Here is a 25,221-nt window from a genome sequence, read left to right as displayed (position 1 = left end):
GGCACGGGCCGGGGGACCGGTCCTGCGCGGCGGGCGGTGGATCGCGAGCGGACGGGCGGGGCAGTGAGCGGCGAGCGGGTGGGCGGGGCCGACGTGCCCGGACCGGAGTGGTGGGCGCAGGACCCCGAGCACTGGGAGCTGCTGCGCTTCGAGGCGGTCTCCACGGGGGACGGGCCCACCGGGGACCGGGCGCGGGAGGACCGCGCCGCCGTCCTGGACCTGCTCGCCATGGCCCCGGGCCCGGTCGGCCACGGCTTCGCCCGCTTCCTGCTGGAGCAGGAGATCCTCTTCCACGAGGACTCCTGGGGATTCCACCACACCATCGAGGTCGCCGCGCTGCTGGTCGCCGAGCACCGCCGGCCCGAGGACGTCTGGCTGCTCGGGAAGGCGGTCGCCACCAGCTTCGACACGTGGTGCGGCCTGCCCCACCGGTTGCTGTTGGCGGCGGGCGGCAGCGCCGGGACGCTCGCCCACGTCGCCGGCTCGGACCACGAGCGGCGGGAGCACCTGCTGGAGCTGCTGCGCGACATGCCGGCGACCTCCGAGGACGAGGTCGGCGCGTTCGTCGCCGGACGCCGCCGGTACTACGCCGAGATCCTCCGGGAGCTCGCCACGGACCCGGCCCCGGACGCGGCCCCGGACGCGGACGCCGGCTGAGGGCCTCGGCCGCAGTCCGTCCCGCTGCGGCGGCCGACGGCCGTCGGTTCGCGGGCCCCGGGGACGATCGGCGGCATCGGGCGCACGATCGTGCGGCGACGGTCCCGCCCGGCGGTGCCGGCCGGGTGGGACCGGACGCGACCGCGGCCCCGTCGTCGGTCGGGGCCGCGGTCGCGCGGCGGCGTCAGGACGCCGTCTTCGGGATCCAGGGCGGGGTCTGGCCCCAGCCCCAGACGGGGACGCGGGCCGCGTCCACCGGGGGCGGGTCGTCGCCCGAGTAGATCAGGGCCATGCGCGTGCCCCACTCGATGTAGTAGACGAAGACCGCGCGGAACTCGGGGTCGGTCGGGAGGCCGACCTCGTCCGCGGTGTCGAGGAGGAGGTCCACCCAGCGCCGGCGCTGCTCCTCGGTGATGCCGCGGCCCAGGTGCTTGGTGGCCATGTGCATGTGGCCGCCGTGGTGGGCCGTGTAGTCGGCCGGGCCGCCGAAGACCTCCGACAGCCAGACCGCCACGTGCTGCGGGTGCTCCGCGTCCATCCCGGCGAACACCGGGGCCAGGATCTCGTCCTGCAGCGCGTGGCCGTAGAAGGCGTCGGTGAGGCGGTTCATCGCCTCGGCCCCGCCCATCCATTCGTAGATCGTCGGGGTGCCCGACGGGTTCGAGGTGCTCATCGTGCTCCGCCTCGCCTCGTGCCTCTCGTGCCTCTCGTACCGGGCCGGTCCGTGGCCGGCCGGTTCATGCCTGTGCGGGAGCGCCGCCCGTGCCGACCACGTCCGTGACGCCGTAGTGCTGCATCTCCTCGATGGCGGTCACGTACGGGCGGATGGCGCTGAAGAAGCCCGGGAAGTGCTCGCCGCGCCGGAAGCCCTGCAGGTGGGCCTCGACCGAGGTCCAGCGGATCCGGAGGATGTAGCGCTCCGGCTCCTCGTCGCAGCGGGCCAGCTCGTAGTCGATGCACTCGGGCGCCGCGGCCAGCGACTTGGCGGCCTCGCGGTACGCGTCCTCGAAGGCCTGGCGGTCGTCTAACGCGATCCGGTAGCGGATGTACTCGACGGTGGTAGCCATGTCAGGTCTGCCCTTCCCTGTTGCCTGCCCCGGTCGCCTGCTCCGGGTCGGCGGTCGGCTTGATCAGTTGCTCGTCGCCACCTTGGCGCGATCATCCTTCCCCGTCAGCCGTTTGCCTCATTCCTCCTCAGACTCCATGGAGTCGGTCGCCCGGTCGGGGCCCTGCGCGCGTACCCGTTCGACCTCTTCCAGGGACGAGCGCAGGTCCGCCAGCCACGTGTCGGTGTTCTTGCCGACCAGGCGTACGCACCACGCCAGCGCGTCGGCGCGGCTGCGCGCGACCCCGCCGGCGACCAGGGTGTCGAGGACCTGGCGCTCCGACTGGCGCAGCCTGGTCATGACGGGGACCGCGAGGTGGGTGAACAGGGCGCGCCCGGCGTCGGTCTCGACGCCCCAGGCCACCTTGCGGCGGTAGAGGGACTCGGCCTCGCGGGCGACCTCGATGCGCTGGTCGCGGGTGCGGGCGCGGAACTCCTTCACCGATTCGCCGGCCGGGACGCGGCCGATGACGGTGATCTCCTCCCGGTCGACGACCACGTCGACCAGGCTCTCGTACACGTCGATGGGCAGTCGTTCCGCGAACCAGCCGCGGAGCTGCTCTCGCTGCTCGGCTGTAATCATGTAATCAACGGTGCGTCCGTTGCGGGCTTGATCGCAAGAGGGGCCGGTCCGTTCCGCCCACGGCGGAACGGACCGGCCCCAACGGCCGGCGGACGGTCAGCCCATCGAGCGGTAGCGGTGGATCAGGGAGACGGCCATCGCGCCCTCGCCCACCCCGGAGGCCACCCGCTTGACCGAGTGCGCCCGGACGTCGCCGGCCGCGAACACCCCCGGCACGCTGGTCTCCAGCGGGTACGGGGCCCGCTCGAGGCTCCACTCGGCCGGCAGCTCGCCGCCGTTGGCGATCAGGTCGGAACCGGTGAGCACGAACCCGAACTCGTCCCGCTCCACCACGCCCGCCAGCCAGTCCGTGTGCGGCCGGGCGCCGATGAAGGTGAACATGAACCGGCATGCGACCTCGGTGTCCGTGCCGGCCGCCGCGTCGTGCAGGGTGATCCGCTCCAGGTGCTCGTCGCCGTCGAGGGCGACGACCGTGGTGCGGGTCCGCACCTCGATGTTGGGCGTGCGCTCGATCTCGTCGATCAGGTAGTGGGACATGCTGGCGGCCAACGAGTCCGCGCGGACGAGGATCGTCACGCGGGCGGCGTACTTCGCGAAGTGCACGGCCGCCTGCCCGGCCGAGTTCGCCCCGCCCACGATGAACACGTGCTGCGAGATGCAGGCCGAGCTCTCCGTGGTGGCCGCGCCGTAGTAGAGCCCCGCGCCCTCGAAGCGCTCCGCGCCCGGCGCGTCCAGCCGGTTGTACGCGACCCCGGTCGCCAGCAGCACGGTCTCCGCGCTGATCTCCGTGCCGTCCGCCAGCGTGAGGATCTTGGCCGGGTCGTCGCGGGTCAGCGAGACCACCTCGACCGGGTGCAGGATCTCCGCGCCGAACCGGGCCGCCTGGATCGTGGCCCGCCGGGTCAGGTCCCCGCCGGACAGGCCGGAGGGGAAGCCCAGGTAGTTCTCGATCAGGCTCGAGGTGCCCGCCTGGCCGCCCGGCGCGCGGGAGTCCAGCATCAGGGTCGACAGGCCCTCGGAGGCCGAGTACACGCCGGCCGCGAGCCCCGCCGGGCCGGCGCCGACGATCACGCACTCGTAGTGCGGGCGCGAGGCGGTGGTCGACAGGCCGAGCTTGCGGGCGAGTTCGGCGTCGGAGGGTGCCGACAGCACGGCGCCGTCGGGGAAGCGGACGAGCGGCAGGGCCGCGTCCGGCTGGGCGGCGAGCAGGGTCAGGGCCTCGGGGTCCCGCTCCACGTTCAGGAAGCGGAACGGCTGTCCGTTGCGGGTGAAGAAGTCCCGCACGGCGTGCGTGCCGGGGGCGACCAGGTGGCCGGCGACGATGATCCCGTCGTACGCGGGCCGGTAGGTGGCCAGCCAGTCCGACAGCAGGTCGTCGAGGACCGGGAAGAGCCGCTCGTGCGGCGGGTCCCAGGGCTTGAGCAGGTAGTAGTCCAGCCGGACCCGGTTGATGGCGGTGATGGCGGCGTCCGTCTCGGCGTACGCCGTCAGCAGCACCCGGCGGGCGTCCGGGAAGCGGCTGACCGCCTCCAGCAGGAACTCCACCCCGGTCACGTCCGGCATCCGCTGGTCCACCAGGAACAGCGCCGGGTCGTGGCCCCGCTCGTCGAGCGAGTCGAGGATCTTCAACGCGTCGGCGGCCGAGGAGGCGCCCAGCACGCGGTACCGGTCTCCGTACGCGCTGCGCAGGTCACGGCGTACGGCCCGGAGCACCTGGGGGTCGTCGTCGACGGCCAGGATGACGGGCTTGCGGCTCTCGCGCTCCTCGCGGGCCCGCGCCGGGGCCCCGGCGGCCTCCGCCGCGACGGCCGGCCGCGCCGCGCTGTCGTGCGCCGTACTCATGCGGTCTCCAGCATCAGCTCGTCGGCGTAGCACCAGGCCCAGTCCTCGCCCGGTTCGTGCGAGGCGGCGATGGGATGGTCCGTGCGCCGGTAGTGCTTGGTCGCGTGCCGGTTTCTGGAGGAGTCGCAGCAGCCGATGTGACCGCAGCTCAGGCACATCCGCAGATGGACCCACGAGTCGCCGAGCGCGAGGCACTCCTCGCAGCCCTCGGTGCCTGCGGTCACCGGGCGTATCTGATCGATATGGGTGCAGCTCATGTCCATCGGACCCCGTCCCTCCCGACGTCCTACCCGATTCCCACCGGTCCCTTCCGGGGAATCTTGAAGACCATAAAGCCGGGGACGTCGGAAGGTTCACCGATTCGGCCGAAGTCATGAAGTCCTGGAGGTACTTCATGACGTCCGCGGGTGACTACCGAAGGTTCCTCGAAGACCTGCCCCGCTACCTCACGAAGTCGCACACCGGCGCTTTGACGGGACCTCCCGGGAGCAGCAGTGTGGGGGTCGCCAACGACAACAGGCGGCGCCAGGAGGAATACGTGAGCAGAAAAATTCTGGTCATTGTCTCCGAACGCGGTTACTGGGCCGAGGAACTCATCGGGCCGGTTTCCAAGTTCGACGAGCGTGGTTATGAGGTCGTCTTCGCCACGCCGACCGGAAAGCGGCCGCACGCCCTTCCGCCGAGCCTCGACGCGAACTACGTCGACCCGCCGCTGGGCCGCTCGGTGACCACCGAGGAGAACGCCCGGCTCGGCCGCGAGTTCGAGGCCTCCAACCGGCTCGACACCCCCCTCGACATCGAGGCCTGGGTCCCCGAGCGCCCGTACACCAGCGACGAGGGCTACCTCCGCAAGCTGGAGCAGTACCACCGCGACCTCGACAAGGTCGACGCCGACATCGCCGAGTACGACGCCATCCTGATCGTCGGCGGCTCCGGCCCGATCGCCGACCTCGCCAACAACGAGCGCGTGCACGCCCTGATCCTGGCCTTCAAGAAGGCCGGCAAGGTCGTGGCCGCCGAGTGCTACGGCGTCGCCTGCCTGGCCTTCGCCCGCGACTGGGACGACCGCCGCAGCATCCTCTGGGGCAAGCACGTCACCGGGCACTGCAAGGAGTACGACTACAAGGACGGCACCGGGTTCCTCGGCACCGACTTCAACATGGGCCCGCCGCCGTACCCGCTGGAGTACATCCTGCGCGACGCCACCGGGCCGCGCGGCGCCTACCACGGCAACTTCGGGAAGCCGGTCTCGGTGATCGTCGACTTCCCGTTCGTGACGGGCCGGTCGACCCCCGACTCGTACCTCACGGGCCAGAAGATCGTGGAAGTCCTGGAGGACGGCCTCACCCGCTACGGCTGGTGACCGAAGCACGGAACCGGAAACGGAATCGGAATCGGCCACGCCATCAGCCGCGAAACCAGGGGGAATTCATGGCAGCGACCCCGGGCCGGGAAAGGCTCATCGAGCAATTCAAGGCCGACGGCCTCAACGTGATGTTCGGAAATCCCGGAACGGTGGAGCAGGGGTTCCTCGACGCGGCCGACGCGGCCGAGGGGTTCCAGTACGTGCTCACCCTCCAGGAAACCGTGGCCGCCGGCATCGCCGACGGCTACGCGCGGGCCACCGGAGGCGCCGCCCTGCTCCAGCTGCACTCCGGCGTCGGCCTGGGGAACGGCATCGGCATGCTCTACCAGTCGCTGCGCGGCCACACCCCGCTGGTCGTGGTCGCCGGCGACGCGGGCGTCCGGTACGACGCGATGGACGCGCAGATGGCCGCCGACCTGGTGGCCATGGCCAAGCCGGTCACCAAGTACGCCACGCGGGTGACCGACCCGCGCTCGGTGCTGCGGACCGTCCGCCGGGCCGTCAAGATCGCGCTCACCCCGCCCCGCGGCCCGGTGTTCGTGGCCCTGCCGATGGACGTGCTGGACGAGCTCAACTCCGAGCCCGTGCTGCCGGCCGCCGTCCCGCTGACCGACGTGGCGCCCTCGGACGCCGCCGTCGGGCGGGCCGCCCGGCTGCTGGCCGGGGCGGAGCGGCCGATCGTCCTCGTCGGCGACGGGGTGGCCCTGTCCGGCGCCCAGGCCGAACTGGCCGCCGTGGCGGAACTGCTGGGCGCCGACGTGTACGAGGTGGACTCCTCCGAGGTGAACATCGCCGCCTCGCACCCGCTGCGCCGCGGCCAGCTGGGCCACATGTTCGGCGAGCACAGCAAGGCCCTGGTCCGGGACGCGGACGCGGTGCTGATCGTCGGCACGTACGTGTTCCCCGAGGTCTTCCCGGAGCTGGCGAGCCCGTTCGCCGACGGCGCCCGGATCGTGCACGTCGACCTCAACACCTACGAGATCGCCAAGAACCACCCGGTGGACCTCGGTCTGGCGGCCGACCCGAAGCTCGCGCTGCGCGCCCTGGCACCCGTACTGGAACGGGAGCTGGACCCGCTGCGCCGGGCGGCCGCGGCCACCCGGCTCGACGCCCGGCGGCGCGAGCGGGCGCTCGCCCCCCGGCCGGCGGTGCCGGCGGAGTGGGACGGCACGCCGATGGCCGTCTTCCTGCAGACCCTGGCCGAGCGGACCGGGGGCGACCTGATCGTCTTCGACGAGGCGCTGACCACCTCCCCGCTGGTGACCGCCTACCTGCCCCCCGAGAGGCCCGGGGACTACCACCTCACCCGCGGCGGCTCCCTCGGCGTCGGGTTCCCCGGCGCGGTCGGCGCCAAGCTCGCCCACCCCGACCGGACGGTCGTCGGCTTCGCGGGCGACGGCGGGTCCATGTACACGTACCAGGCGCTGTGGACCGCCGCCCGGCACGGCATCGCCGCCAAGTTCGTGGTCTGCAACAACCGCAAGTACCGGCTGCTGGACGACAACATCGCCCAGTACTGGCGGGAGCGGGAGATTCCCCAGCACGCCTTCCCGAGCTCCTTCGACCTGTCCCACCCGGAGATCGACTTCGCGGGTCTCGCGCGCTCCCTCGGGGCGGGCGGAACGCGCGTGGAGAAGCCGGACGAGGCCGTCGCCGCGGTGCGCCGGATGCTCGACCACCCCGGCCCGTTCCTCGTCGACATCCAGATCTGACCACCACATCACACGGAGGCGCGCATGCCCGCCGAGCGGCTCACCGAGCACGCGATCCGGACCTTCGCGGGGGACTGGTACACCGCCCTCGACCAGCACGTCCCGCTGTCCGAGGTGCTGGCCCTCATCACCGAGGACCTGGAGTTCAAGGTCCCCGAGGACACGTTCCTGGGGCACAGCGGCTTCGGCCGCTGGTACGACGCCGTCACCAACCGGTTCTTCGACGAGGTGCACACCGTCACCAAGGTCGAGCCGGTCATCGAGGGCGACAAGGCCATCGTCCGGGTCCTGGTGAACTGGCAGGCCAAGATCTGGGACCCGCCGGCCGCCCGCAGCGTGTGGCTCGGCTTCGACGCCGACCAGACGTGGACCGTCGTACCCGGCCCGGACGGGCCGCTGATCAAGACGTACACCGTCAACGAACTGGCCCCGATGCCGGGTTCGGCCTCCCTCTGACGCCCCGAAGGAGAAGCGGACCATGACCAACGTGACGCGGCAGCGGGTCGAGGCGGCCTACCGCGCGCTCGGCTCCGGCAACCGCGACCGGATCCTGGAGTACTACTCCGAGGACCTGCGGTGGCTGGTGCCCGGCAACCACCCGCTGGCCGGCTGGTACGAGAGCCTGGACGCGTTCCTGGAGCTCATGGGCGAGACCCACAAGCTCACCGGCGGCACCTTCAAGATGGACATCGAGTACGTCCTGACCGGCCCCGACTGCTCGGCCGACGTGTGCCGCAACACCGGGTTGCGGGCCGGCGCGAAGGACGACGCGCAGTCCCCGTACGAGCGCATGGACTACCAGGTCTTCCACTTCATGCGCTGGCACGAGGGACGGATCGTCGAGGGCCGGGACGGCCTGTTCGGGGACACCGCCAGCGCCTTCAGCCAGTTCTGGGCGCCCTTCGCGCCGGGCGGCATCCGCAGGGACCGATGAGGGGGAGCACGCGATGGACGCACGTCACATCCTGACCAAGTACTACGAGTACGCCAACGCCGGCGACTGGGACCGCTGGTGCGACCTGTTCGCCGACGACCAGGTCATGGACGAGCAGCTGGCCGGCCACATCGAGGGCCTCGACACCCTGCGCTCGACGATGAAGGGCATGGGGGACATGTACCGGGTCTTCCGCAACACCCCCGTGCACCTCATCGTCGACACCCAGGGCCCCGGCGGAGAGACCCCCGGCACCGTCAAGGCCGCGGCCGTCTCCCACCTCAGCGCCGTCAGCGCCTCCGGCGAGGCGGTCGAGGCCGAGGTGATGAACTTCTTCAAGATCGTCGACGGGAAGATCGCGTACATGGCGAACTTCCACGACACGGTCCCCTTCCAGGTCCTGAGCCAGGGCTGAGGGGGCGCAGTCGTGACGGAGACTGAGTACGACTACGTGATCGTCGGCTCCGGCACCGCGGGCAGCGTGCTGGCCAACCGGCTCTCGGAGGACCCGGACGTCTCGGTGCTCGTCCTGGAGGCCGGCGGCGGCCGCATCCCGCCCGAGGTCGACGACCCCTCCTCCTGGTACAAGCTGCTCGGCGGCCCGGTCGACTGGGGCTACCAGTCCGTACCGCAGCCGGGACTGGACGGCCGGCGCACGTACGAACCGCGCGGCAAGGCCCCCGGCGGCAGCAGCAACCTGTACATCATGATGCACATCCGGGGCCACGCCTCGGACTTCGACAACTGGGCCTACCAGGGTGCCGCAGGCTGGGCGCACGAGGACGTGCTGCCGTACTTCGCGCTGCTGGAGTCCCAGGAGGACCGGACCACCGCGGCCATCGGCACGGACGGCCCCCAGCGGGTGACCAACGCCGGCCGCCACGACCCCAACCCGGTCTCGCGGGCCTTCATCGACGCGGCCGTCGAACTCGGCCACCGCGAGATCGCCGACTTCAACACCGACGGCCCGCAGCGCGGCCTGTTCGGCACCGGCTGGCACCACATCGACGTGGCCGACGGCAAGCGGCAGGGCACCCTGGCCGCCTACCTGGAGCCCGCGCTCGCCCGCCCCAACCTCACCCTGCGCACCGGGGCCCAGTCCTCCCGCATCCTGTTCGACGGCACCCGCGCCACCGGCGTCGAGTACGTCCAGACGGCCCCGCCCGCGGACTTCCCGGGCCGCACCGTGGCCGCCGACACCCCGCGGACCCCGGGCACGTACACCGTACGGGCCCGCCGCGAGGTGATCGTGGCCGCCGGGGCCATCGAGTCCCCGAAGCTGCTGCTGCTGTCCGGCGTCGGGGACCCGGAGCAGCTGCGCGAGCACGGCATCGCCGTCACGGCGGCCGTGCCGGGCGTGGGTGAGAACTTCCACAACCACGTCCTGACCGGGCTGATGGCCGAGGTCACCCAGGAACTGCCGCCGCCGACCCAGAACCTCTCGGAGAGCGCACTGTTCCTGGCCTCGCAGCCCGGCCTGCCGGCCCCGGACCTCCAGATCGCCTTCGTGCACGTGCCGTTCGACGTGATCGTCGGCCAGTCCCACCCGAACACCGTCAGCATCCTGCCCGGGGTGGTGCGGCCGGTCTCCCGCGGCTGGATCCGGCTGGCGAGCGCCGACCCGCTGGAGCACCCGCTGATCCACCCGAACTACCTGGGCGACCGCTGGGACCTGGAGCGCATGGTCCAGGGCGTCAAGACCGCCCGCGAGATCTTCGCCACCTCGGCCTTCTCGCCCTGGTACAAGCAGGAGCTGCAGCCCGGGCCCGGCACCGTCACGGACGACGAGCTGCGCGCCTTCGTCAAGCAGAAGTCCGAGAGCTACCACCACCAGTCCGGCTCCTGCCGCATGGGCATCGACGACCTCTCGGTCGTGGACCCCCAGCTGCGCGTGCACGGCACCGAGAACCTGCGCGTGGTCGACGCGAGCGTGATGCCGGCGGTGCCCTCGGGCAACTGCCACACCGCCATCGCGATGATCGCCGAGCGGGCCGCCGACTTCATCAAGGGGGTCTCCCGTGTCGAATGACGTCGTCCTGCGCGAGGGTCCGCTGTCCGGGACGAGGATCGCCGTCCTGGTCGAGAGCGACTTCTACGAGCCCGAGATCTTCTACTACCAGCGCCGGTTCGCCGAGGAGGGCGCGCAGGTCGACTTCCTGACCCGGTTGTGGGGCCAGGACTCGATCACCTTCACCGGGCACGAGTACCGGGCGCCCTTCACCGCGGACCGGAGCCTGGAGGGTCTCGGGGACGACGAGCTGCGCTCGTACGCCGCCCTGATCGTGCCCTCCGGCATGGTGGCGGACCGGCTGCGCTACACCGAGGACGTCGACGTCCTGGCCCCGGCGACCGAGCTGCTGCGCCGGGCCTTCGAGGAGCCCACCGTCCTCAAGGGGATCATCTGCCACGGCATGTGGCTGGCCTCCTCGATCCCCGGCACGGTGCGCGGCCGCAAGGTGGTCTGCCACAACAACCTCATCGGCGACGTCCGCAACATGGGCGGCCAGTACGTCGACGAGGACGTGGTCGTGGACGGCGACCTCGTCACCGGGCGCACCGGAGCCCACCACCACCTCTTCGCCCGCCGCATCATCGAGCTCATCGCGGCCGGCCGGGGCCGGAGGGCCGACTGATGCGCTGGTCGCACGTGGGCCTGAACTGCACCGACCAGAAGGTCACCGAGGAGTTCTACACGCGGTGGTTCGGCTTCACCCGGGCCCGCGTGGTCGACCTCGGCGCCTCGCAGATCGTGTTCCTGCGCAAGGGGGACGCGTACCTGGAGCTGTTCCCGGCCGGCACCGAGCCGGCCCGCGCGGCGCAGGAGGACGGACCGCAGGCGCCGGGCCGGATGCGCCACCTGGCCTTCCAGACCGACAGCGTCGACGCCTTCCTCGCCGACCTCGGGGACGCGGCCGAAGTGACCCTGGGCCCGCTGGACTTCGACGACTTCATCTGCGGCTGGCGGACCGTCTGGCTGCGCGACCCCGACGGCGTGATCGTCGAGGTCAGCCAGGGCTACCACGACGACGAGGCAGGACCGTCCCGCACCACCGCCGAGCCGACCCACGACAAGGAAGGTGCCCGACATGGCTGACGCCGTGAGCTTCTCCTTCTCCGACACCATCGCCGGCTACGTCGGCCACTTCGACTCCGAGTCCCGGCAGCTGAGGCTGACCACCGCCGACGGGCGCGAGTTCACCGTGTCGCTCGCCTCCGGCCCCAGCGCCGAGCTCGTCCGCAACCTCGACGAGCCGTACGTCGACGCCTCGGGCCACATCGACGAGATGCTCTCCCCGGGCCGGTTCCTCTTCGTCTACGGCGTCCACTACCCGGAGCACGGCGGGCGCTTCGACGCCAAGCGCCTGGTGTTCCTGGGCCGCGGCGCCGAGGACTACCGCTTCGAGGAGTCCGGCTGGTGGGTCAAGCAGGTCGAGTCGCTGGCCGCCTTCTACAAGCGGGCCCAGTTCGGCGACGGGCCGGTGGACTTCACGGAGTACCGCACCGAGATCCGGCTCGGCGGCGACAAGACCGCCAGCCACGTCCAGGAGACCGACACCATCTCCCGCCTGGTCTACGGCATGGCCTCCGCGTACCTGCTGACCGGCAAGGACGAGTACCTCGAGGTCGCCGAGCGGGGCACCGAGTACCTGCGCGCCCACATGCGCGTGGTGGACTCGGAGGAGGACGTCACGTACTGGTACCACGGCATCAGCGTGGACGGGGACGCCGAGCGCAAGCTCTTCACCTCCGAGTTCTACGACGACTTCGACGCGATCCCGATGTACGAGCAGATCTACGCCCTGGCCGGCCCGATCCAGACCTACCGGGTCACCGGCGACGCGCGGATCAAGAACGACGCCGACGGCACGATCCGCCTGTTCGACAAGTTCTTCTTCGACCGCGAGCAGGGCGGCTACTACTCGCACATCGACCCGATCCTCTTCAGCGCCGACCACGAGTCGCTGGGCGAGAACGCCGAGCGCAAGAACTGGAACTCGGTGGGCGACCACGCGCCGGCGTACCTGATCAACCTGTACCTGGCGACCGGCGACCAGAAGTACGCCGACTTCCTCGAGTACACCTTCGACACCATCGCCGAGCGGTTCCCCGACTACGACAACAGCCCGTTCGTCCAGGAGCGCTTCTTCCGCGACTGGTCCCACGACAAGGGCCACAGCTGGCAGCAGGACCGCGCGGTCGTCGGCCACAACCTGAAGATCGCCTGGAACCTGATGCGCATGAACTCCCTGAAGGCCAAGCCGGCCTACCAGGAGCTCGCCACCAAGATCGGCGAGATCATGCCGGCGGTCGGCAGCGACCTCCAGCGCGGCGGCTGGTACGACGTCGTCGAGCGCGTCAAGGAGGGCGACCAGGAGACGTATCGTTTCGCCTGGCACGACCGCAAGGCGTGGTGGCAGCAGGAGCAGGCGATCCTCGCCTACCTCATCCTGCACGGCACCGTCGGCGGCGACCTGTTCAAGAAGGAAGCCCGCCAGGCCGAGGCCTTCTACAACACCTTCTTCCTCGACCACGACGAGGGAGCGGTCTACTTCAACGTGCTCGCCAGCGGCACGCCGTACCTGCTCGGCACCGAGCGGCTCAAGGGCAGCCACTCGATGTCCATGTACCACTCGGCGGAACTCTGCTACCTCGCCGCCGTCTACAACAACCTGCTCATCAACGGCCGGGAGATGGACTTCCACTTCAAGCCGGACCCGACCGACCTGCCCGAACGCGTCCTGCGGGTGTCGCCCGACCTGCTGCCCGCCGGATCGGTGCGGATCGCCTCCGTCGAGATCGACGAGAAGCCGTACGACGACTTCGACGCCGAGGCCCTCACCGTGAAGCTCCCGGACGTCCAGGGGCGGGTCAAGGTCAAGGTCCGGCTCCGGCCCACGGCCAAGTAGCGCTCAACGGGGGCGCCCCACACCAAGGGGATGGGAAATGACTCTGACCATCAAGGAACGCCGGACCAAGGCCGCGACCGTGATCGCCGCCGCCGGTGAGATCAACAGCGAGACCTCCGGGCAGCTGCTCGACAAGCTGCTCCCGCTCGTCCGCGAGGGCCAGACCCTGCGCATCGACCTCAAGGCGGTCACGTACGTCTCCAGCGCGGGACTGCGCACCCTCCTCGTGGTCTACCGCGAGGCCCAGCACGCCGGCGTCGCCGTCACCCTGTCCGGGGTCAGCGACGAGGTGCGGTTCGTGATGTCGGCCACCGGCTTCCTCGACTTCTTCGAGACCGGCGAGGCGGCCGCGGCCGAGGCCGCCCGCAGGGAACGGCTGGCCACGAGGACGGCCCGATGAGCCCCGAGGCCGCCGCCCGCGCGGACCAGGTCCGCATCGACGCCTACCCGACCCACGACGTGGCCGGGTACGGCGTCCGGGCCGGCAAGCCCTACCCCTTCGGGGCGTGGGTCGTGCCCGGCGGCGTCAACTTCTCCGTCTTCTCCGACCAGGCCACCTCCATGACCCTGGTCCTCTACAAGCGCGGCGAGCCCGACCCGTTCGCCGAACTGGAGTTCCCGCAGGAGTTCCGCACCGGCAGCGTCTTCGCGATGACCGTGTTCGGGCTCGACCACGAGAACATCGAGTTCGGCTACCGGGCCGACGGGCCCTTCGACCCGGTCACCGGCCACCGCTTCGACGCCCGGCAGGTGCTCTCCGACCCCTACGCCCGGCTCATCGCGGGCCGGGACGTGTGGGGCACCGAGCCCGACTACAGCCGCGGCTACCAGTACCGCTCCCGCGTCTGCCTGCAGGACTTCGACTGGGGCGACGACACCCCGCTGCGGATCCCCGCCGAGGACCTCGTCGTGTACGAGACCCACGTGCGCGGGTTCACCCGGCACCCCTCCTCCGGGGTGACCGCCCCGGGCACCTTCGCCGGGCTGCGGGAGAAGATCCCGTACCTGAAGGAGCTCGGGGTCAACGCGATCGAGCTGCTGCCGATCTTCGAGTTCGACGAGACCGACAACCCGCGCACCAACCCCGAGACCGGCGAGAAGCTCTACGACTACTGGGGCTACAACACCGTCGCGTTCTTCGCGCCCAAGGCCGGCTATGCGGCCACCGGACGCTACGGCATGCAGGGCGACGAACTGCGCACCCTGGTCAAGGACCTGCACGCGGCGGGCATCGAGGTCATCCTCGACGTGGTCTTCAACCACACCGCCGAGGGCAACGAGATGGGTCCGACCATCTCGTTCAAGGGCCTCGACAACGCCACGTACTACATGCTCACGCCCGAGGGCTACTACTTCAACTTCAGCGGCACCGGGAACACCGTCAACTGCAACCACCCCGTGGTGCGCAACTACGTCCTCGACTGCCTGCGCCACTGGGTCGCGGACTACCACATCGACGGATTCCGCTTCGACCTCGCCGCCATCCTCGGCCGGGCCCTGGACGGCACCCCGCTGCCCAACCCGCCGCTGCTCGAATCGCTCGCCTTCGACCCCGTCCTGCGGCACACCAAGCTCATCGCCGAGGCCTGGGACGCCGCCGGGCTGTACGAGGTCGGCAACTTCCCCGCCTACGGCCGCTGGGCCGAGTGGAACGGGAAGTACCGCGACACGGTGCGCCGCTTCATCAAGGGCGACCCGGGCGTCACCGGGGAACTGGCCACCCGCATCGCCGGCTCCCCGGACCTGTACTCCACCCGCGGCACCGCCGCCTCCGTCAACTTCCTGACGGCGCACGACGGCTTCACCCTGGCCGACCTGGTCTCGTACAACGACAAGCACAACGAGGCCAACGGCGAGAACAACAACGACGGCGCCAACGACAACAACAGCTGGAACTGCGGCGCCGAGGGCCCCACGGACGACCCGGAGATCAACGCCCTGCGGCTGCGGCAGATGAAGAACGCTATCGCGATCCTCCTCACCAGCCAGGGCATCCCGATGCTGCTGTCCGGCGACGAGGTGGGCCGCACCCAGAAGGGCAACAACAACACCTACTGCCAGGACAACGAGCTCTCCTGGTTCGACTGGGACCAGGTCGACGACAACGCCGAACTGCTCCACTTCGTCCGGCAGATGATCGCCTTCCGCAAGCGGCACCGCGAGCTGCGCTCCACCACCCACCCCACCGGAGCCATCCGCGAGGGCCTGGGCCTGCCGGACATCAGCTGGCACGGCGCCCGCGCCTGGCTCCCCGACTGGTCCCCCGAGTCCCGGCTGCTGGCCGTGGCCCGGTGCGGCGCCGGCGACGACGACGTGGTCTACGTCGCCATGAACTCCCACTGGGAGGCGCACGACCTGGAGCTGCCGGCCCTGCCCGGCGGCCGCAGCTGGCACCTGTTCGCCGACACCGGGGCCGCGGCGCCGTACGACATCCGCACCCCGGGGGCGGAGAGCGAACTCGACAACGCAGGCAAGTACCTGATCGGACCGCGCTCGGTCGTGATCCTGGTGGGCCGCGTGCCCACCGAGGACTGACCAGCGCCCTGGACCCGTACGCCCGAAGGAGCCTGACATGCCGCTTTCCGTGTCCCTGACCATCGACGGCGACACCACCGTGATCGAGCTCGCCGGCGAACTGGACGCCAACACCGCGCCGGACTTCCACCAGACCATCGAGAAGGCCGCGGGCCACGGCACCGGCACCGTGGAGATCAGGATGGCCGGGGTCGGCTACATGGCCAGCGCCGGTCTGCGCTCCCTGGTCTTCGCGCAGCAGAAGGTCGCCTCGAACGTCACCATCAAGGTGGTCGGCGCGATCGAGCCGGTGGCCCGCACCATCAGGACCGCCGGGCTGCACCGCAGCATCGTGCTGAGCGATGACTGACCCTGTCCGACTGGCCGAGCGCCCCACCGAGCTGCAGGTGCCCGCGACCCTGGGCGCCCTGGCCGACATCGCCGCCTTCGTGCTGGGCCTGGCCGACCAGGCCGGGCTCGGCAAGCGGGCGACGTACCGGCTGCGGCTGGCGGTGGACGAACTGGCCACCAACATCGTGACCCACGGCTACCGGGGCGGCGACGGACGGATCACCGTCCGGGGCCGCGCCGGGGCCGGCCGGGTCCGGGTCCGCCTCGAGGACACGGCCCCCGCCTTCGACCCGGTCGCCGGCTGCCTGCCGCCCGCAACGGGGGTCCCCCCGGAGCGGCGGCGGGTCGGGGGCCTCGGCATCCACCTCGCGCTGACCAGCGTCGACGAGTTCGGCTACGTAAGGAGCGACGGCCGCAACATCAGCACGCTGACGGTCCTCGGTGAAGACGTGAGAAGGACGCGACCATGCCCTCCACGACCGTGATCATCCTGGACGAGCAGCCGCCGCCTCCCCAGGCCCTGCTCGACGCGCTGGCCAGCATGGACGCGGAGCTCTCCGCGCGCACCCTGGCCCAGCTGCTCACCGGCCCCATCTCCGCGCTGCCGGAGGCCGACGTCCTGCTCGCCCCGGCGCAGACCCCGGGCGAGCCGGTGCGCACGGCCGTACGTCGGCTGCGGCGCCGGGCCGGGGCGCCGATCGCGGTCGTGTGGACCACGGACGACTTCGAGGCCCTGGAGGACCACGTCCGGCTCGGCCACGACTACCTCGTACCGCCCTTCCTGCCCGCCCTGGTCGGCGCCCGGCTGCACAGCTGCTCCGAGCGCGCCGAGCTGGGCCGCACCCTCCAGGAGGCCGACGCCCGGGCCGAACTCATGAGCTACGAGAAGGAGCTGGAGATCGGCCGGGAGATCCAGGCCGGCTTCCTGCCGGAGGACCTACCGGTCCCCGCGGGCTGGGAGATCGACGTCCGGTTCCGCCCCGCCCGCCAGGTCGCCGGCGACTTCTACGACGTCTTCGAACTGGTCCACCGGCGCAGACTCGCCCTGGTCGTGGCCGACGTGTGCGACAAGGGCGTCGGCTCCGCCCTGTTCATGGCCCTGATCCGCTCGCTGCTGCGGCACACGGCGGAGAACAGCGGACTGCAGCACCTGGTGGCCGGCGGCCGCTCCGGCGCCGGGATCCCGGTCGTCGGTGCCACGCCGCTGCTCAACGCGGTCACGGCCACCAACGGCTACCTCACGCGCAACCACCTGCGGCAAGGCTACTTCGCCACCCTCTTCTTCGCGGTCCTGGACCCCGCGACGGGAAGCCTCGTCTACATCAACGGCGGCCACAACCCGCCGCTGCTGCTGGACGCGGACGGCGCCGAGCCGGTGCCTCTGGAACCCACGGGGCCGGCCGTCGGAGTGCTGCCGGACTGCTCGTACGCCCTCGGGTACGCCCAGCTCGACCCCGGGGACACCCTGTTCGTCTACACCGACGGCGTACCCGAGGCGCGCTGCCCGGACGGCCGGTTCCTCGGCGACGACCGGATGATCGACCTGCTCAGCGAGTCGGCGGTGAACGGGCGCGCGGTCCTGGACCGGATGGACCTGGCCGTGCGCCAGCACACCGGCGAGGCCGAGCAGCACGACGACGTCACCATGCTGGCCCTGCACCGGCCACGTGCGGCGCGGGGGCCGCACGCGGCCGGGCGGGCGGTGGCGTGATGGCGACGACCATCGTGGTGCACTCGCACCGGGGCGGCACCGGGAAGTCCACGGTACTGGCGAACCTCGCGCTGCTGATCGCGGCAGAGGGGCGCCGGGTCGCCCTCGTCGACACCGACATCCAGTCACCGACCATGGACGTCCTCTTCAGGGTCGGCCCCCGGGTCTGGTCCCTGACCGACTACCTGCTCGGGCGCTGCGAGATCGAGGCGGCCGCCCACGCGGTCGGCCCGCCCGGCCTCTACCTCGTACCCGCCCGGACCACCACCTCCTCCCTCCCCGAGATCATGGCCAACGGCTACGACGTGGGCCTGCTGCCCGAGGCCTTCGGCCGGCTGACCCAGAAGTACGACCTGGACGTCCTGCTCCTGGACACCCACGCGGGGCTCAACAACGAGACCGTGACGGCGATGGCGAGCGCCGACGTCCTGATGATCATGGCCCGGGCGGACCGCATCGACCTGTCCGGGGTGGAGGAGACCATCGCCCTGTCCGGTCGGCTTGCCTGCCGGCGCACCTTCGTGATGAGCATGGCCCCGGAGGGCATCGACCGCGAACGGGTACGGGACCGGGCCGAGCGCGTCTACGGCGCCCCACTGGCCGGAATTCTTCCCTACGTGCCGGAAATGGCGGCGCTGTGCGGAGAACGCATATTCGCGGAGGCCTGTCCCGACCACCCCCTGGTGGATGAATTCCGGAACATCATCGCGGTACTGGACGCACGTGACGAAGTCTCGCGTGCCTGACGCCCCACTCTCGCGCGCCCCCAGCAGGGCGTGTTGAATCGGCACCACTCCAGAAAGAGGAGAAAGAGTCATGAAGATACTCGTCGTCATGACGGCCAAGGCCACGCTCCACCTCCTGGACGGGGAACTCCACCCCTCCGGATTCTGGGCCGAGGAATTCGTCGTTCCTTACCAGCTGTTCCGCGCCGCGGGCCACACCGTCGACGTGGCGACGATCGGGGGCCAGGCCCCCACGGTCGACCAGACCAGCATCGACCCCGACTTCCTCAAGTGGGTGCGCCCCGAGGGCTCCGCGGACGACGACGCGGCCAACGCCGCGGAGTACGTACGGGTCATCGGCAGCACGCCGCAGCTCCAGAGCCCGATCGCGCTCGAGACCCTGGGCGAGAAGGACATCGCCGGCTACGACGGCATCTACGTGAGCGGCGGCCACGGCGCCATCGGCGACCTGCCCAAGTCCGACGAGCTCGCCCAGCTGCTGCGCTGGGCCATCGCCCAGGACAAGAAGATCGCCACCGTCTGCCACGGCCACACCTCCCTGCTCGCGCTCCGCGACGGCGAGGGCCACTGGCCCTTCGAGGGCTACCGGATGACCGCCTTCTCGCACAGCGAGGAGCTCGTCACCAACATGGCCGGCCGGCTGCCCCTCATCCTCGAGGTGGAGCTCACCCGTCTCGGCGCCCGGTACGAGAAGGCCGAGAAGATCTGGGACTCCCACGTCGTGGTGGACCGCAACCTCACCACCGGTCAGAACCCGTACTCCTCCAAGGCCCTCGCCGAGACGTTCTTAGCGCAGCTCGGCGCGTGAGCGGGTCCCGGGGCAGGCCCGGGCCCGTCGGGGCATCCGCACCCCCCACCGACACCGGAAGGCAGTCATGACCAAGCGCGCGCTCAGCGACCAGCCCCTGGCGAACCCGGGGAAGCTGTTCATCGGCGGGCAATGGCGGGAGGCGGCCGACGGCCGCACCGAGCCGGACCTCAGCCCCATCGACGGACAGGAGATCGTGCCGGTGGCGCAGGCCACCGCCGCGGACGCCGACGCCGCCGTGGCAGCGGCCCGCACCGCCTACGAGGAGGGTCCCTGGAGCAGACTCTCCGCCCAGGAGCGCGCACTCAGGCTGAACCGGGTCGGTGAGCTCATCGAGCGCGACCTGGAGGAGATCGCCCTGCTGGAGACCGTGGACATGGGCAAGCCGTTCGCGTTCTCCAGCACGGTCGACGCCCCGATGGCCGCGCAGCTCATGCACTACTACGCCGGCGCCGTCACGCGCGTCGACGGCGCCTCCCGCACCCCGGCCGGCGGACAGCTGGCGTACACCCTGCGCGAACCGCTCGGCGTGGTCTGCGCGATCACCCCGTTCAACTTCCCGCTGCTGCTGTCCATGACGAAGATCGCCCCGGCCCTGGCCGCGGGCAACACCGTGGTCCACAAGCCCTCCCCGGCCACCCCGCTCACCGCGCTCAAGATCGCGGAGCTGTTCCAGGAGGCGGAGATCCCGGACGGCGTGCTCAACGTCGTCACCGGGCCCGGAGTGGAGCTCGGCGAGACCCTGACCGACCACCCCGGCATCGACAAGATCGCCTTCACCGGCTCCACCGCCGTCGGCCAGAGCATCATCCGCAAGTCCGCCGGCACCCTGAAGAAGGTCACGATGGAGCTCGGCGGCAAGTCCGCCAACATCGTCTTCGCCGACGCCGACCTCGACCTCGCCGAGGAGCTCGCGTTCTTCGGCATCTACTACAACAAGGGCGAGATCTGCACCGCCGGCTCCCGGCTGCTGCTGCAGCGCCAGATCCACGACGAGATGGTCGAGCGCCTGGTCACCCGCGCCGCCGCCCTCAAGCCCGGCGACCCGCGGGATCCGGCCACCCTGTTCGGCCCGCTGGCCCACCGCGGCCAGTTCGAGAAGGTCAGCTCGTACATCGAGATCGGCCAGAAGGAAGGCGCCACCCTGCGCACCGGCGGCACCGGCTGGACCCCCGAGGGGGCCTCGTCGGAGGGGCTGTACTTCCTGCCCTCCGTCTTCACAGGGGTGGACAACTCCATGCGCATCGCGCAGGAGGAGATCTTCGGTCCCGTGCTCGGCATCATCCCCTTCGACACCGAGGAGGACGCCGTCCGCATCGCCAACGACAGCGCCTACGGGCTCGCCGCGGGCGTGCACACCCGGGACCTCAAGCGGGCGCACCGCGTCGCCTCGCAGATCAAGGCCGGCACCGTCTGGGTCAACTGCTACAACCAGTACGACCCCTCGGTGCCCTACGGCGGCTACAAGGCCTCCGGCTTCGGCCGCGAGTGCGGCCCCGAGTCCCTCGAAAGCTACACCCAGACCAAGTCGGTCTGGATCGGCATGAGCTGAGGAGCACACGAGCGCATGGACATCGGCATCATCGGCACCGGGCGGATCGGCTCCACGCTGGCCCGGATCCTCACCGCCGCGGGTCACCACACGGTCCTGGCCAACGCCGGCGGCCCGGCCTCCCTGGCCCCGCTGGTCGCGGAACTAGGTCCGGCCGCCCGCGCGGCCCTGCCGGAGGACGCCGCCCGAGCGGCCGAACTCCTGGTGCTGATGGTGCCGTTCGACAGCGCACGGGGCCTGCTGCCCGCCCCGGCCGTGAAGGACCGTCTCGTGGTCGACGCCATGAACGCCTTCACCGGCCGGGGCGAGCCCCGCGACCTCGGCCCCCGCGGCTCCAGTGAGCTCGTCGCCGACTGGTACCCCGGCGCCCGGCTGGTGAAATCCCTCAACACCATGCACTTCCAGACCCTGGCCACGGCCGGCGCCGCCGCCGGACCGCCGCTCGCCCACTACGTGGCGGGCGACGACCCCGAGGCCAAGGAAATCGTCGCCGGAATCATCCGCGACCTGGGATTCGCACCCGTCGACACGGGTTCCCTCCACACGGGCGGAATTCTCCAACAGCCCGGCGGTCCGCTTTTCAACCGGACGCTCACGGAACAGCAGGCCCGCACCGCAATCGGCGCGCGGTGAAAGCAAGCGAAGGGGCGTGGTCATGAATGTCGAACTGAACGTCAACGGTGTGCCGGAGCGATTTCCGGCCGAACCCAACGAGCTGCTCGTCGAGCGGCTGCGCGACGGTCTCGGCCTCACCGGCACCAAGGTCGGCTGCGACACCGGCCAGTGCGGCAGCTGCGTGGTCCGGCTCGACGGCCGCTCCGTCAAGAGCTGCCTCGTCCTGACCGTCCAGGCCGACGGCTGCGCGGTCGCCACCATCGAGGGCGTCGCCGCCGCCGACGAGGAGCTCACCGGCCTGCAGGAGGCGCTGCGCCAGGAGCACGGTACCCAGTGCGGGTTCTGCACCCCGGGCATGGTCATGTCCCTGGGCGAGCTCCTCGACGACAGCCAGGGCGGGCCCGCCCCCACCGAGCCCGAGATCCGCGAATGGCTGACCGGCAACCTGTGCCGCTGCACCGGCTACCACAGCGTCGTCCGCGGAGTACAGCGCGCCTGCGCCGCCGCCGCGGCCCCCGGCGCCGCCGCGGAGCCCGCGGCCGCAGTGTCCAGACCGGCCGCCACGACGGAGGGATGACGAGAGATGACCACCGTGGTGGGGGACCACACCCGACCGCTCGGCGCGCCGCTCGACAGCCGTGAGGACCCGCAGCTGCTGCGCGGCCAGGCCACGTACGTCGCCGACATCGAACTGCCCCGCATGGCCCACATGGCCATCCTCGGCAGCGACCGCGCCCACGCGCGCATCCTCGGCATCGACACCAAGGCCGCCGAGCAGATGCCCGGCGTCCTCAAGGTGGCCACCGCCGCCGACTTCCAGGACGTCATGCCGCTGCCGTGCATCTGGATCCCCGGCGGGGTGGAGAGCCACTTCCCGCCGCACCCGTACGGACTGCCCGGCGCCCGCCCCGTCCTGACCGGCGACGCCGTCCGCCACGTCGGCGACGCCATCGCCGTCGTGGTCGCCGAGACGCCCAAGCAGGCCCACGCGGCGCTGCGCGCCATCACCGTCGAGTACGAGCCGCTGCCCGTGGTCACCCGTGCCGACCACGCCCTGGCGGAGGGCGCCCCGCAGCTGCACGAGGCCGTACCCGGCAACCTCAACGCCTACTGGACCTGCGGCGACCAGGAGCGCACCGACCGCGCCATCGCCGAGGCCGAGGTCGTGGTGGAGCTGGACCTCGTCAACCAGCGCACCATCAACAGCCCCCTGGAGCCGCGCGGCGCGGTGGGCGAGTACGACGCGGCCACCGGCGAGTACACCCTGCACGCCTCCACCCAGGGCCCGCACAACCACCGCTTCCTGCTGGCCGCCCTGGTCCTCGGCATCCCGTTCAACAAGCTCCGCGTCGTGGCGCCCACCGTCGGCGGCAGCTTCGGCACCAAGGGCTACCTGTACCCGGACATGGCGCTGGTGCTCAAGCTCGCCAAGGCGCTGGGCCGCCCCGTCAAGTGGGTCGACACCCGCACTGGCCTGATGAACTCCACCGTCCAGGGCCGCGACCACCGCCAGCACGTGACCCTGGCCGGCACCCGCGAGGGCCGCATCACCGCCGTGCGCTGCACCAGCTACGCCAACCTCGGCGCCTACCCCTCCACCATCGGCCCCGGTGTCGCCACCGCCCTGATGGGCCGCTCCATCACCGGCATGTACGACGTCGACGCCGCCTTCTGCGAGGTGTACGCCGCCTTCACCAACACCGTGCCGCTCGGCGCCCAGCGCGGCAGCGGCCGCGCCGAGGCCGCGTTCCTCATGGAGCGCCTGGTCGACCGCTACGCCGCCGAGATCGGCCAGGACCCGGCGGCCGTCCGACGCAGGAACCTGGTCCCGGCGGAGAAGTTCCCGTACGACAACGGCCTCGGCTGGACCTACGACTCCGGTAACTACCAGGAGAACTTCGACAAGGCCCTGGCCCTGGCCGGCTACGCCGACATGCCCGCCCGCAAGGAGGAGGCCCGCGGCCGCGGCAAACGCCTCGGCGTCGGCCTGGCCACCTACGTCGCCATCTGCGGCGTCGGCCCCTCCACCCGGATGTCCCAGGAGGGCATGCTCGGCGGCACGTGGGAGAGCTCCAACATCCGCGTCCACCCCACCGGCGAGGTCACCCTGACCGTCGGCTCGGCCTCCACCGGCCAGAGCCACGGCACCGTCTTCGCCCAGGTCGCCGCCGACGTCCTCGGCATCGACCCGGAGCAGGTCCAGGTCCTCGAGGGCGACACCCTCAAGGCGCCCTACGGCCAGGGCACGTACGGCAGCCGCTCCTTCAGCATGGCCGGCCCCTCCGTCGCCCTCACCGCCGGCAAGGTCAAGGAGAAGATGCGCCGGGCCGGCGCCGCCCTCATGAACCTCCCCGAGGACCAGGTGGCCTACGAGGACGGCCGCGTCTTCGAGCGGGCGAACCCCGAGAACGGCAAGGCCTTCGCCGACCTGGCCATGGCCCTCTGGTACGGCTGGAACCTGCCGCCGGAGATCGAGCCCGCCATCGACGAGACCACCCACTTCGACCCGCCGGACTTCAACTACCCGTTCGGCACCCACGTCGCCGTCGTCGAGGTGGACGAACTGACCGGCGAGACCGAGGTGGTGGCCTACACCGCCGTCGACGACGCCGGCAACATCGGCAACCCCAAGGTCGTCGAGGGCCAGATCGAGGGCAGCATCCTGCACGGCCTCGGCCAGGCCCTGATGGAGGCCGCCGTCTACGACGACCAGGGCGTCCTGGTCAGCAGCGACCTGCGCAGCTACGCCCTCCCGCGGGCCGCCGACGCGCCGTTCTTCGCCCTCGACAAGACCGTCACGCCCACCCCGCACAACGTGCTCGGGGCCAAGGGCGCCGGCGAGATCGCCACCGTGCCGCCCGCCGCAGCCGTGGTCAACGCGGTCGTCGACGCCCTCTCCGACCTGGGCGTACAGCACATCGACATGCCGCTCACGCCGGAGAAGGTCTGGCGCCGGATGCAGGGAGAGGCGCAATGATCCTCACCGACTTCGACTACGTCCGGCCCAGCACCCTGGCCCAGGCACTGGAGCTGCTCGGCACCGGCTCCCGCGCCCGGGTGCTGGCCGGCGGCCAGAGCCTGCTCGTCGACCTGCGCACCGGTGAAGACACCGCCGAGCTCCTGGTCGACGTACGCCGCCTGGAGGAACTGCGCGGCATCCGGCGCACCGAGAACGGCTCGCTGCGCATCGGCGCCGGCACCACGCTCGCCGAACTCGCAGCCGACCGCCGGGTCCTGGACGAGGCACCCGCCCTCGCCCAGGCCGCCCGCGCCAACGGCGACCCGCAGGTCCGCAACCTCGGCACCGTGGGCGGCAACCTCGCCGCCCGCGGCCGGGCCACCGACCTGCCCGCCGCCGCCATCGCCGCCGACGCCCGGGTGCTGATCGCCGGCCCCACCGGCCGCCGCTCGGTGCCCGCCGAGGAGTTCGCCGCCACCGGCGCACCCACCGGCTCCGTCGTCACCGCCCTGACCGTGCCGCCCGCCCGCGCGGGCGCCTTCGTGAAGACCGCCGACCGCGCCACCCGCTACCCGGTGTGCGCCGTCGCGGTCCGCGTCGGCCCGGCCGGGCTGCGGATCGCCGTCACCGGCGCCACCGCCCGGCCGGTCCGGCTGCGCGGCGTCGAGGACCGGCTGCGCGGCACCGACCTCGGCACCGAGGCGGTGCTCGCCGCCTTCCGCGCCGAGCCCCGCGACCGGTTCACACCCGGCCGCGGCACCTCGGCCGAGTACCTCGGCCACCTCGCCGGGGTGCTCACCGCACGCGCCCTGAAGAGGGCGCGGAACCTCGCGAACAGTACGTGACCCGTACCCGCCCA

Annotated in this window: 27 protein-coding genes; 22 read left to right on the top strand and 5 right to left on the bottom strand. The window is 71.4% G+C overall.

The features are described 5' to 3' along the window. The first annotated feature begins 63 nt into the window (after positions 1-63). Positions 64-657: a hypothetical protein gene (locus IF43_RS0113820; RefSeq protein ID WP_030199259.1), complete on the top strand. Its 594-nt coding sequence runs from the start codon at positions 64-66 to the stop codon at positions 655-657. 184 nt (positions 658-841) lie between these two features. On the opposite strand, the gene IF43_RS43695 is transcribed toward IF43_RS0113820, so the two are convergent. From IF43_RS43695 to IF43_RS0113795, 5 genes are all read right to left on the bottom strand, one after another. Beyond that, on the bottom strand, positions 842-1,330 hold the full coding sequence (locus tag IF43_RS43695) for a group II truncated hemoglobin (RefSeq protein ID WP_037888418.1): 489 nt from the start codon (positions 1,328-1,330) through the stop codon (positions 842-844). Positions 1,331-1,394: 64 nt separating this feature from the next. Continuing rightward, the gene (locus IF43_RS43690; protein ID WP_037888416.1) at positions 1,395-1,724 is read right to left on the bottom strand and encodes a putative quinol monooxygenase; all 330 of its coding nucleotides are present in this window, start codon (positions 1,722-1,724) and stop codon (positions 1,395-1,397) included. A gap of 117 nt (positions 1,725-1,841) precedes the next feature. Further along, positions 1,842-2,345 (bottom strand): hypothetical protein, encoded by a 504-nt coding sequence (locus IF43_RS0113805; protein ID WP_030199252.1) that lies wholly within the window; start codon positions 2,343-2,345, stop codon positions 1,842-1,844. 96 nt (positions 2,346-2,441) lie between these two features. Then, the gene (locus IF43_RS0113800) at positions 2,442-4,187 is read right to left on the bottom strand and encodes an FAD-dependent oxidoreductase (protein ID WP_030199245.1); all 1,746 of its coding nucleotides are present in this window, start codon (positions 4,185-4,187) and stop codon (positions 2,442-2,444) included. Next, positions 4,184-4,450, bottom strand: a complete 267-nt coding sequence (locus IF43_RS0113795; RefSeq protein ID WP_030199244.1) for a UBP-type zinc finger domain-containing protein — start codon at positions 4,448-4,450, stop codon at positions 4,184-4,186. The genes IF43_RS0113800 and IF43_RS0113795 overlap by 4 nt, the downstream gene beginning before the upstream one ends. Before the next feature lie 275 nt (positions 4,451-4,725). On the opposite strand from IF43_RS0113795, the gene IF43_RS0113790 reads away from it, so the two are divergent. The 21 genes from IF43_RS0113790 to IF43_RS38020 all read left to right on the top strand — a co-directional run bounded on the left by IF43_RS0113790 (position 4,726) and on the right by IF43_RS38020 (position 25,207). Continuing rightward, complete coding sequence (locus IF43_RS0113790) at positions 4,726-5,550, top strand: type 1 glutamine amidotransferase domain-containing protein (protein ID WP_030199242.1); 825 nt, start codon at positions 4,726-4,728, stop codon at positions 5,548-5,550. Between the two features lie 68 nt (positions 5,551-5,618). Further along, the gene (locus IF43_RS0113785; RefSeq protein WP_030199239.1) at positions 5,619-7,265 is read left to right on the top strand and encodes a thiamine pyrophosphate-binding protein; all 1,647 of its coding nucleotides are present in this window, start codon (positions 5,619-5,621) and stop codon (positions 7,263-7,265) included. 24 nt (positions 7,266-7,289) lie between these two features. Next, a complete protein-coding gene (locus tag IF43_RS0113780) occupies positions 7,290-7,721 on the top strand; it encodes a nuclear transport factor 2 family protein (protein ID WP_030199227.1) in 432 nt (143 codons plus the stop codon). A gap of 22 nt (positions 7,722-7,743) precedes the next feature. Continuing rightward, positions 7,744-8,199 carry a nuclear transport factor 2 family protein gene (locus IF43_RS0113775; protein WP_030199224.1) on the top strand — a complete coding sequence of 152 codons (456 nt, stop codon included), beginning with the start codon at positions 7,744-7,746 and terminating at the stop codon, positions 8,197-8,199. Between the two features lie 13 nt (positions 8,200-8,212). After that, positions 8,213-8,614, top strand: coding sequence for a nuclear transport factor 2 family protein (locus IF43_RS0113770; protein ID WP_030199223.1), 402 nt, complete (start codon positions 8,213-8,215; stop codon positions 8,612-8,614). Positions 8,615-8,626: 12 nt separating this feature from the next. Then, a complete protein-coding gene (locus IF43_RS0113765) occupies positions 8,627-10,228 on the top strand; it encodes a GMC family oxidoreductase (RefSeq protein ID WP_030199218.1) in 1,602 nt (533 codons plus the stop codon). Then, entirely contained in the window at positions 10,218-10,832 is a 615-nt protein-coding gene (locus IF43_RS0113760; RefSeq protein WP_030199210.1) for a DJ-1/PfpI family protein, read from the top strand. The genes IF43_RS0113765 and IF43_RS0113760 overlap by 11 nt, the downstream gene beginning before the upstream one ends. Beyond that, positions 10,832-11,293, top strand: a complete 462-nt coding sequence (locus IF43_RS0113755; protein ID WP_030199209.1) for a VOC family protein — start codon at positions 10,832-10,834, stop codon at positions 11,291-11,293. Before IF43_RS0113760 ends, IF43_RS0113755 begins: the two co-directional genes overlap by 1 nt. Then, a complete protein-coding gene (locus IF43_RS0113750; protein ID WP_030199207.1) occupies positions 11,286-13,106 on the top strand; it encodes an AGE family epimerase/isomerase in 1,821 nt (606 codons plus the stop codon). Before IF43_RS0113755 ends, IF43_RS0113750 begins: the two co-directional genes overlap by 8 nt. Positions 13,107-13,143: 37 nt before the next feature. Beyond that, the gene (locus IF43_RS0113745) at positions 13,144-13,506 is read left to right on the top strand and encodes an STAS domain-containing protein (protein WP_030199206.1); all 363 of its coding nucleotides are present in this window, start codon (positions 13,144-13,146) and stop codon (positions 13,504-13,506) included. Next, on the top strand, positions 13,503-15,641 hold the full coding sequence (gene glgX / locus IF43_RS0113740) for a glycogen debranching protein GlgX (protein ID WP_030199203.1): 2,139 nt from the start codon (positions 13,503-13,505) through the stop codon (positions 15,639-15,641). The genes IF43_RS0113745 and glgX overlap by 4 nt, the downstream gene beginning before the upstream one ends. A 37-nt stretch (positions 15,642-15,678) precedes the next feature. Then, positions 15,679-15,990, top strand: coding sequence for an STAS domain-containing protein (locus IF43_RS0113735; protein WP_030199195.1), 312 nt, complete (start codon positions 15,679-15,681; stop codon positions 15,988-15,990). Continuing rightward, entirely contained in the window at positions 15,983-16,456 is a 474-nt protein-coding gene (locus IF43_RS0113730; RefSeq protein WP_063753328.1) for an anti-sigma regulatory factor, read from the top strand. Before IF43_RS0113735 ends, IF43_RS0113730 begins: the two co-directional genes overlap by 8 nt. Continuing rightward, a complete protein-coding gene (locus tag IF43_RS0113725) occupies positions 16,438-17,682 on the top strand; it encodes a PP2C family protein-serine/threonine phosphatase (RefSeq protein WP_051795288.1) in 1,245 nt (414 codons plus the stop codon). Before IF43_RS0113730 ends, IF43_RS0113725 begins: the two co-directional genes overlap by 19 nt. Then, positions 17,682-18,428: a MinD/ParA family protein gene (locus tag IF43_RS0113720; RefSeq protein WP_030199191.1), complete on the top strand. Its 747-nt coding sequence runs from the start codon at positions 17,682-17,684 to the stop codon at positions 18,426-18,428. The genes IF43_RS0113725 and IF43_RS0113720 overlap by 1 nt, the downstream gene beginning before the upstream one ends. Before the next feature lie 70 nt (positions 18,429-18,498). Continuing rightward, positions 18,499-19,236 (top strand): type 1 glutamine amidotransferase domain-containing protein, encoded by a 738-nt coding sequence (locus IF43_RS0113715; RefSeq protein ID WP_030199190.1) that lies wholly within the window; start codon positions 18,499-18,501, stop codon positions 19,234-19,236. A gap of 67 nt (positions 19,237-19,303) precedes the next feature. Further along, complete coding sequence (locus IF43_RS0113710) at positions 19,304-20,788, top strand: aldehyde dehydrogenase (protein WP_030199186.1); 1,485 nt, start codon at positions 19,304-19,306, stop codon at positions 20,786-20,788. Between the two features lie 15 nt (positions 20,789-20,803). Then, positions 20,804-21,421: an NADPH-dependent F420 reductase gene (locus IF43_RS0113705; protein ID WP_030199183.1), complete on the top strand. Its 618-nt coding sequence runs from the start codon at positions 20,804-20,806 to the stop codon at positions 21,419-21,421. Between the two features lie 22 nt (positions 21,422-21,443). Then, positions 21,444-21,980, top strand: coding sequence for a (2Fe-2S)-binding protein (locus IF43_RS0113700; RefSeq protein WP_030199181.1), 537 nt, complete (start codon positions 21,444-21,446; stop codon positions 21,978-21,980). A 6-nt stretch (positions 21,981-21,986) separates the two neighbouring features. Further along, positions 21,987-24,380 (top strand): xanthine dehydrogenase family protein molybdopterin-binding subunit, encoded by a 2,394-nt coding sequence (locus tag IF43_RS0113695; protein ID WP_030199179.1) that lies wholly within the window; start codon positions 21,987-21,989, stop codon positions 24,378-24,380. Beyond that, positions 24,377-25,207: a xanthine dehydrogenase family protein subunit M gene (locus IF43_RS38020; RefSeq protein WP_051795282.1), complete on the top strand. Its 831-nt coding sequence runs from the start codon at positions 24,377-24,379 to the stop codon at positions 25,205-25,207. The genes IF43_RS0113695 and IF43_RS38020 overlap by 4 nt, the downstream gene beginning before the upstream one ends. Positions 25,208-25,221 lie beyond the last annotated feature (14 nt).

The organism is Streptomyces sp. NRRL S-87 (assembly GCF_000719335.1).
Classification (GTDB): domain Bacteria; phylum Actinomycetota; class Actinomycetes; order Streptomycetales; family Streptomycetaceae; genus Streptomyces.
This window is presented reverse-complemented; position numbering and strand designations above follow the sequence as displayed.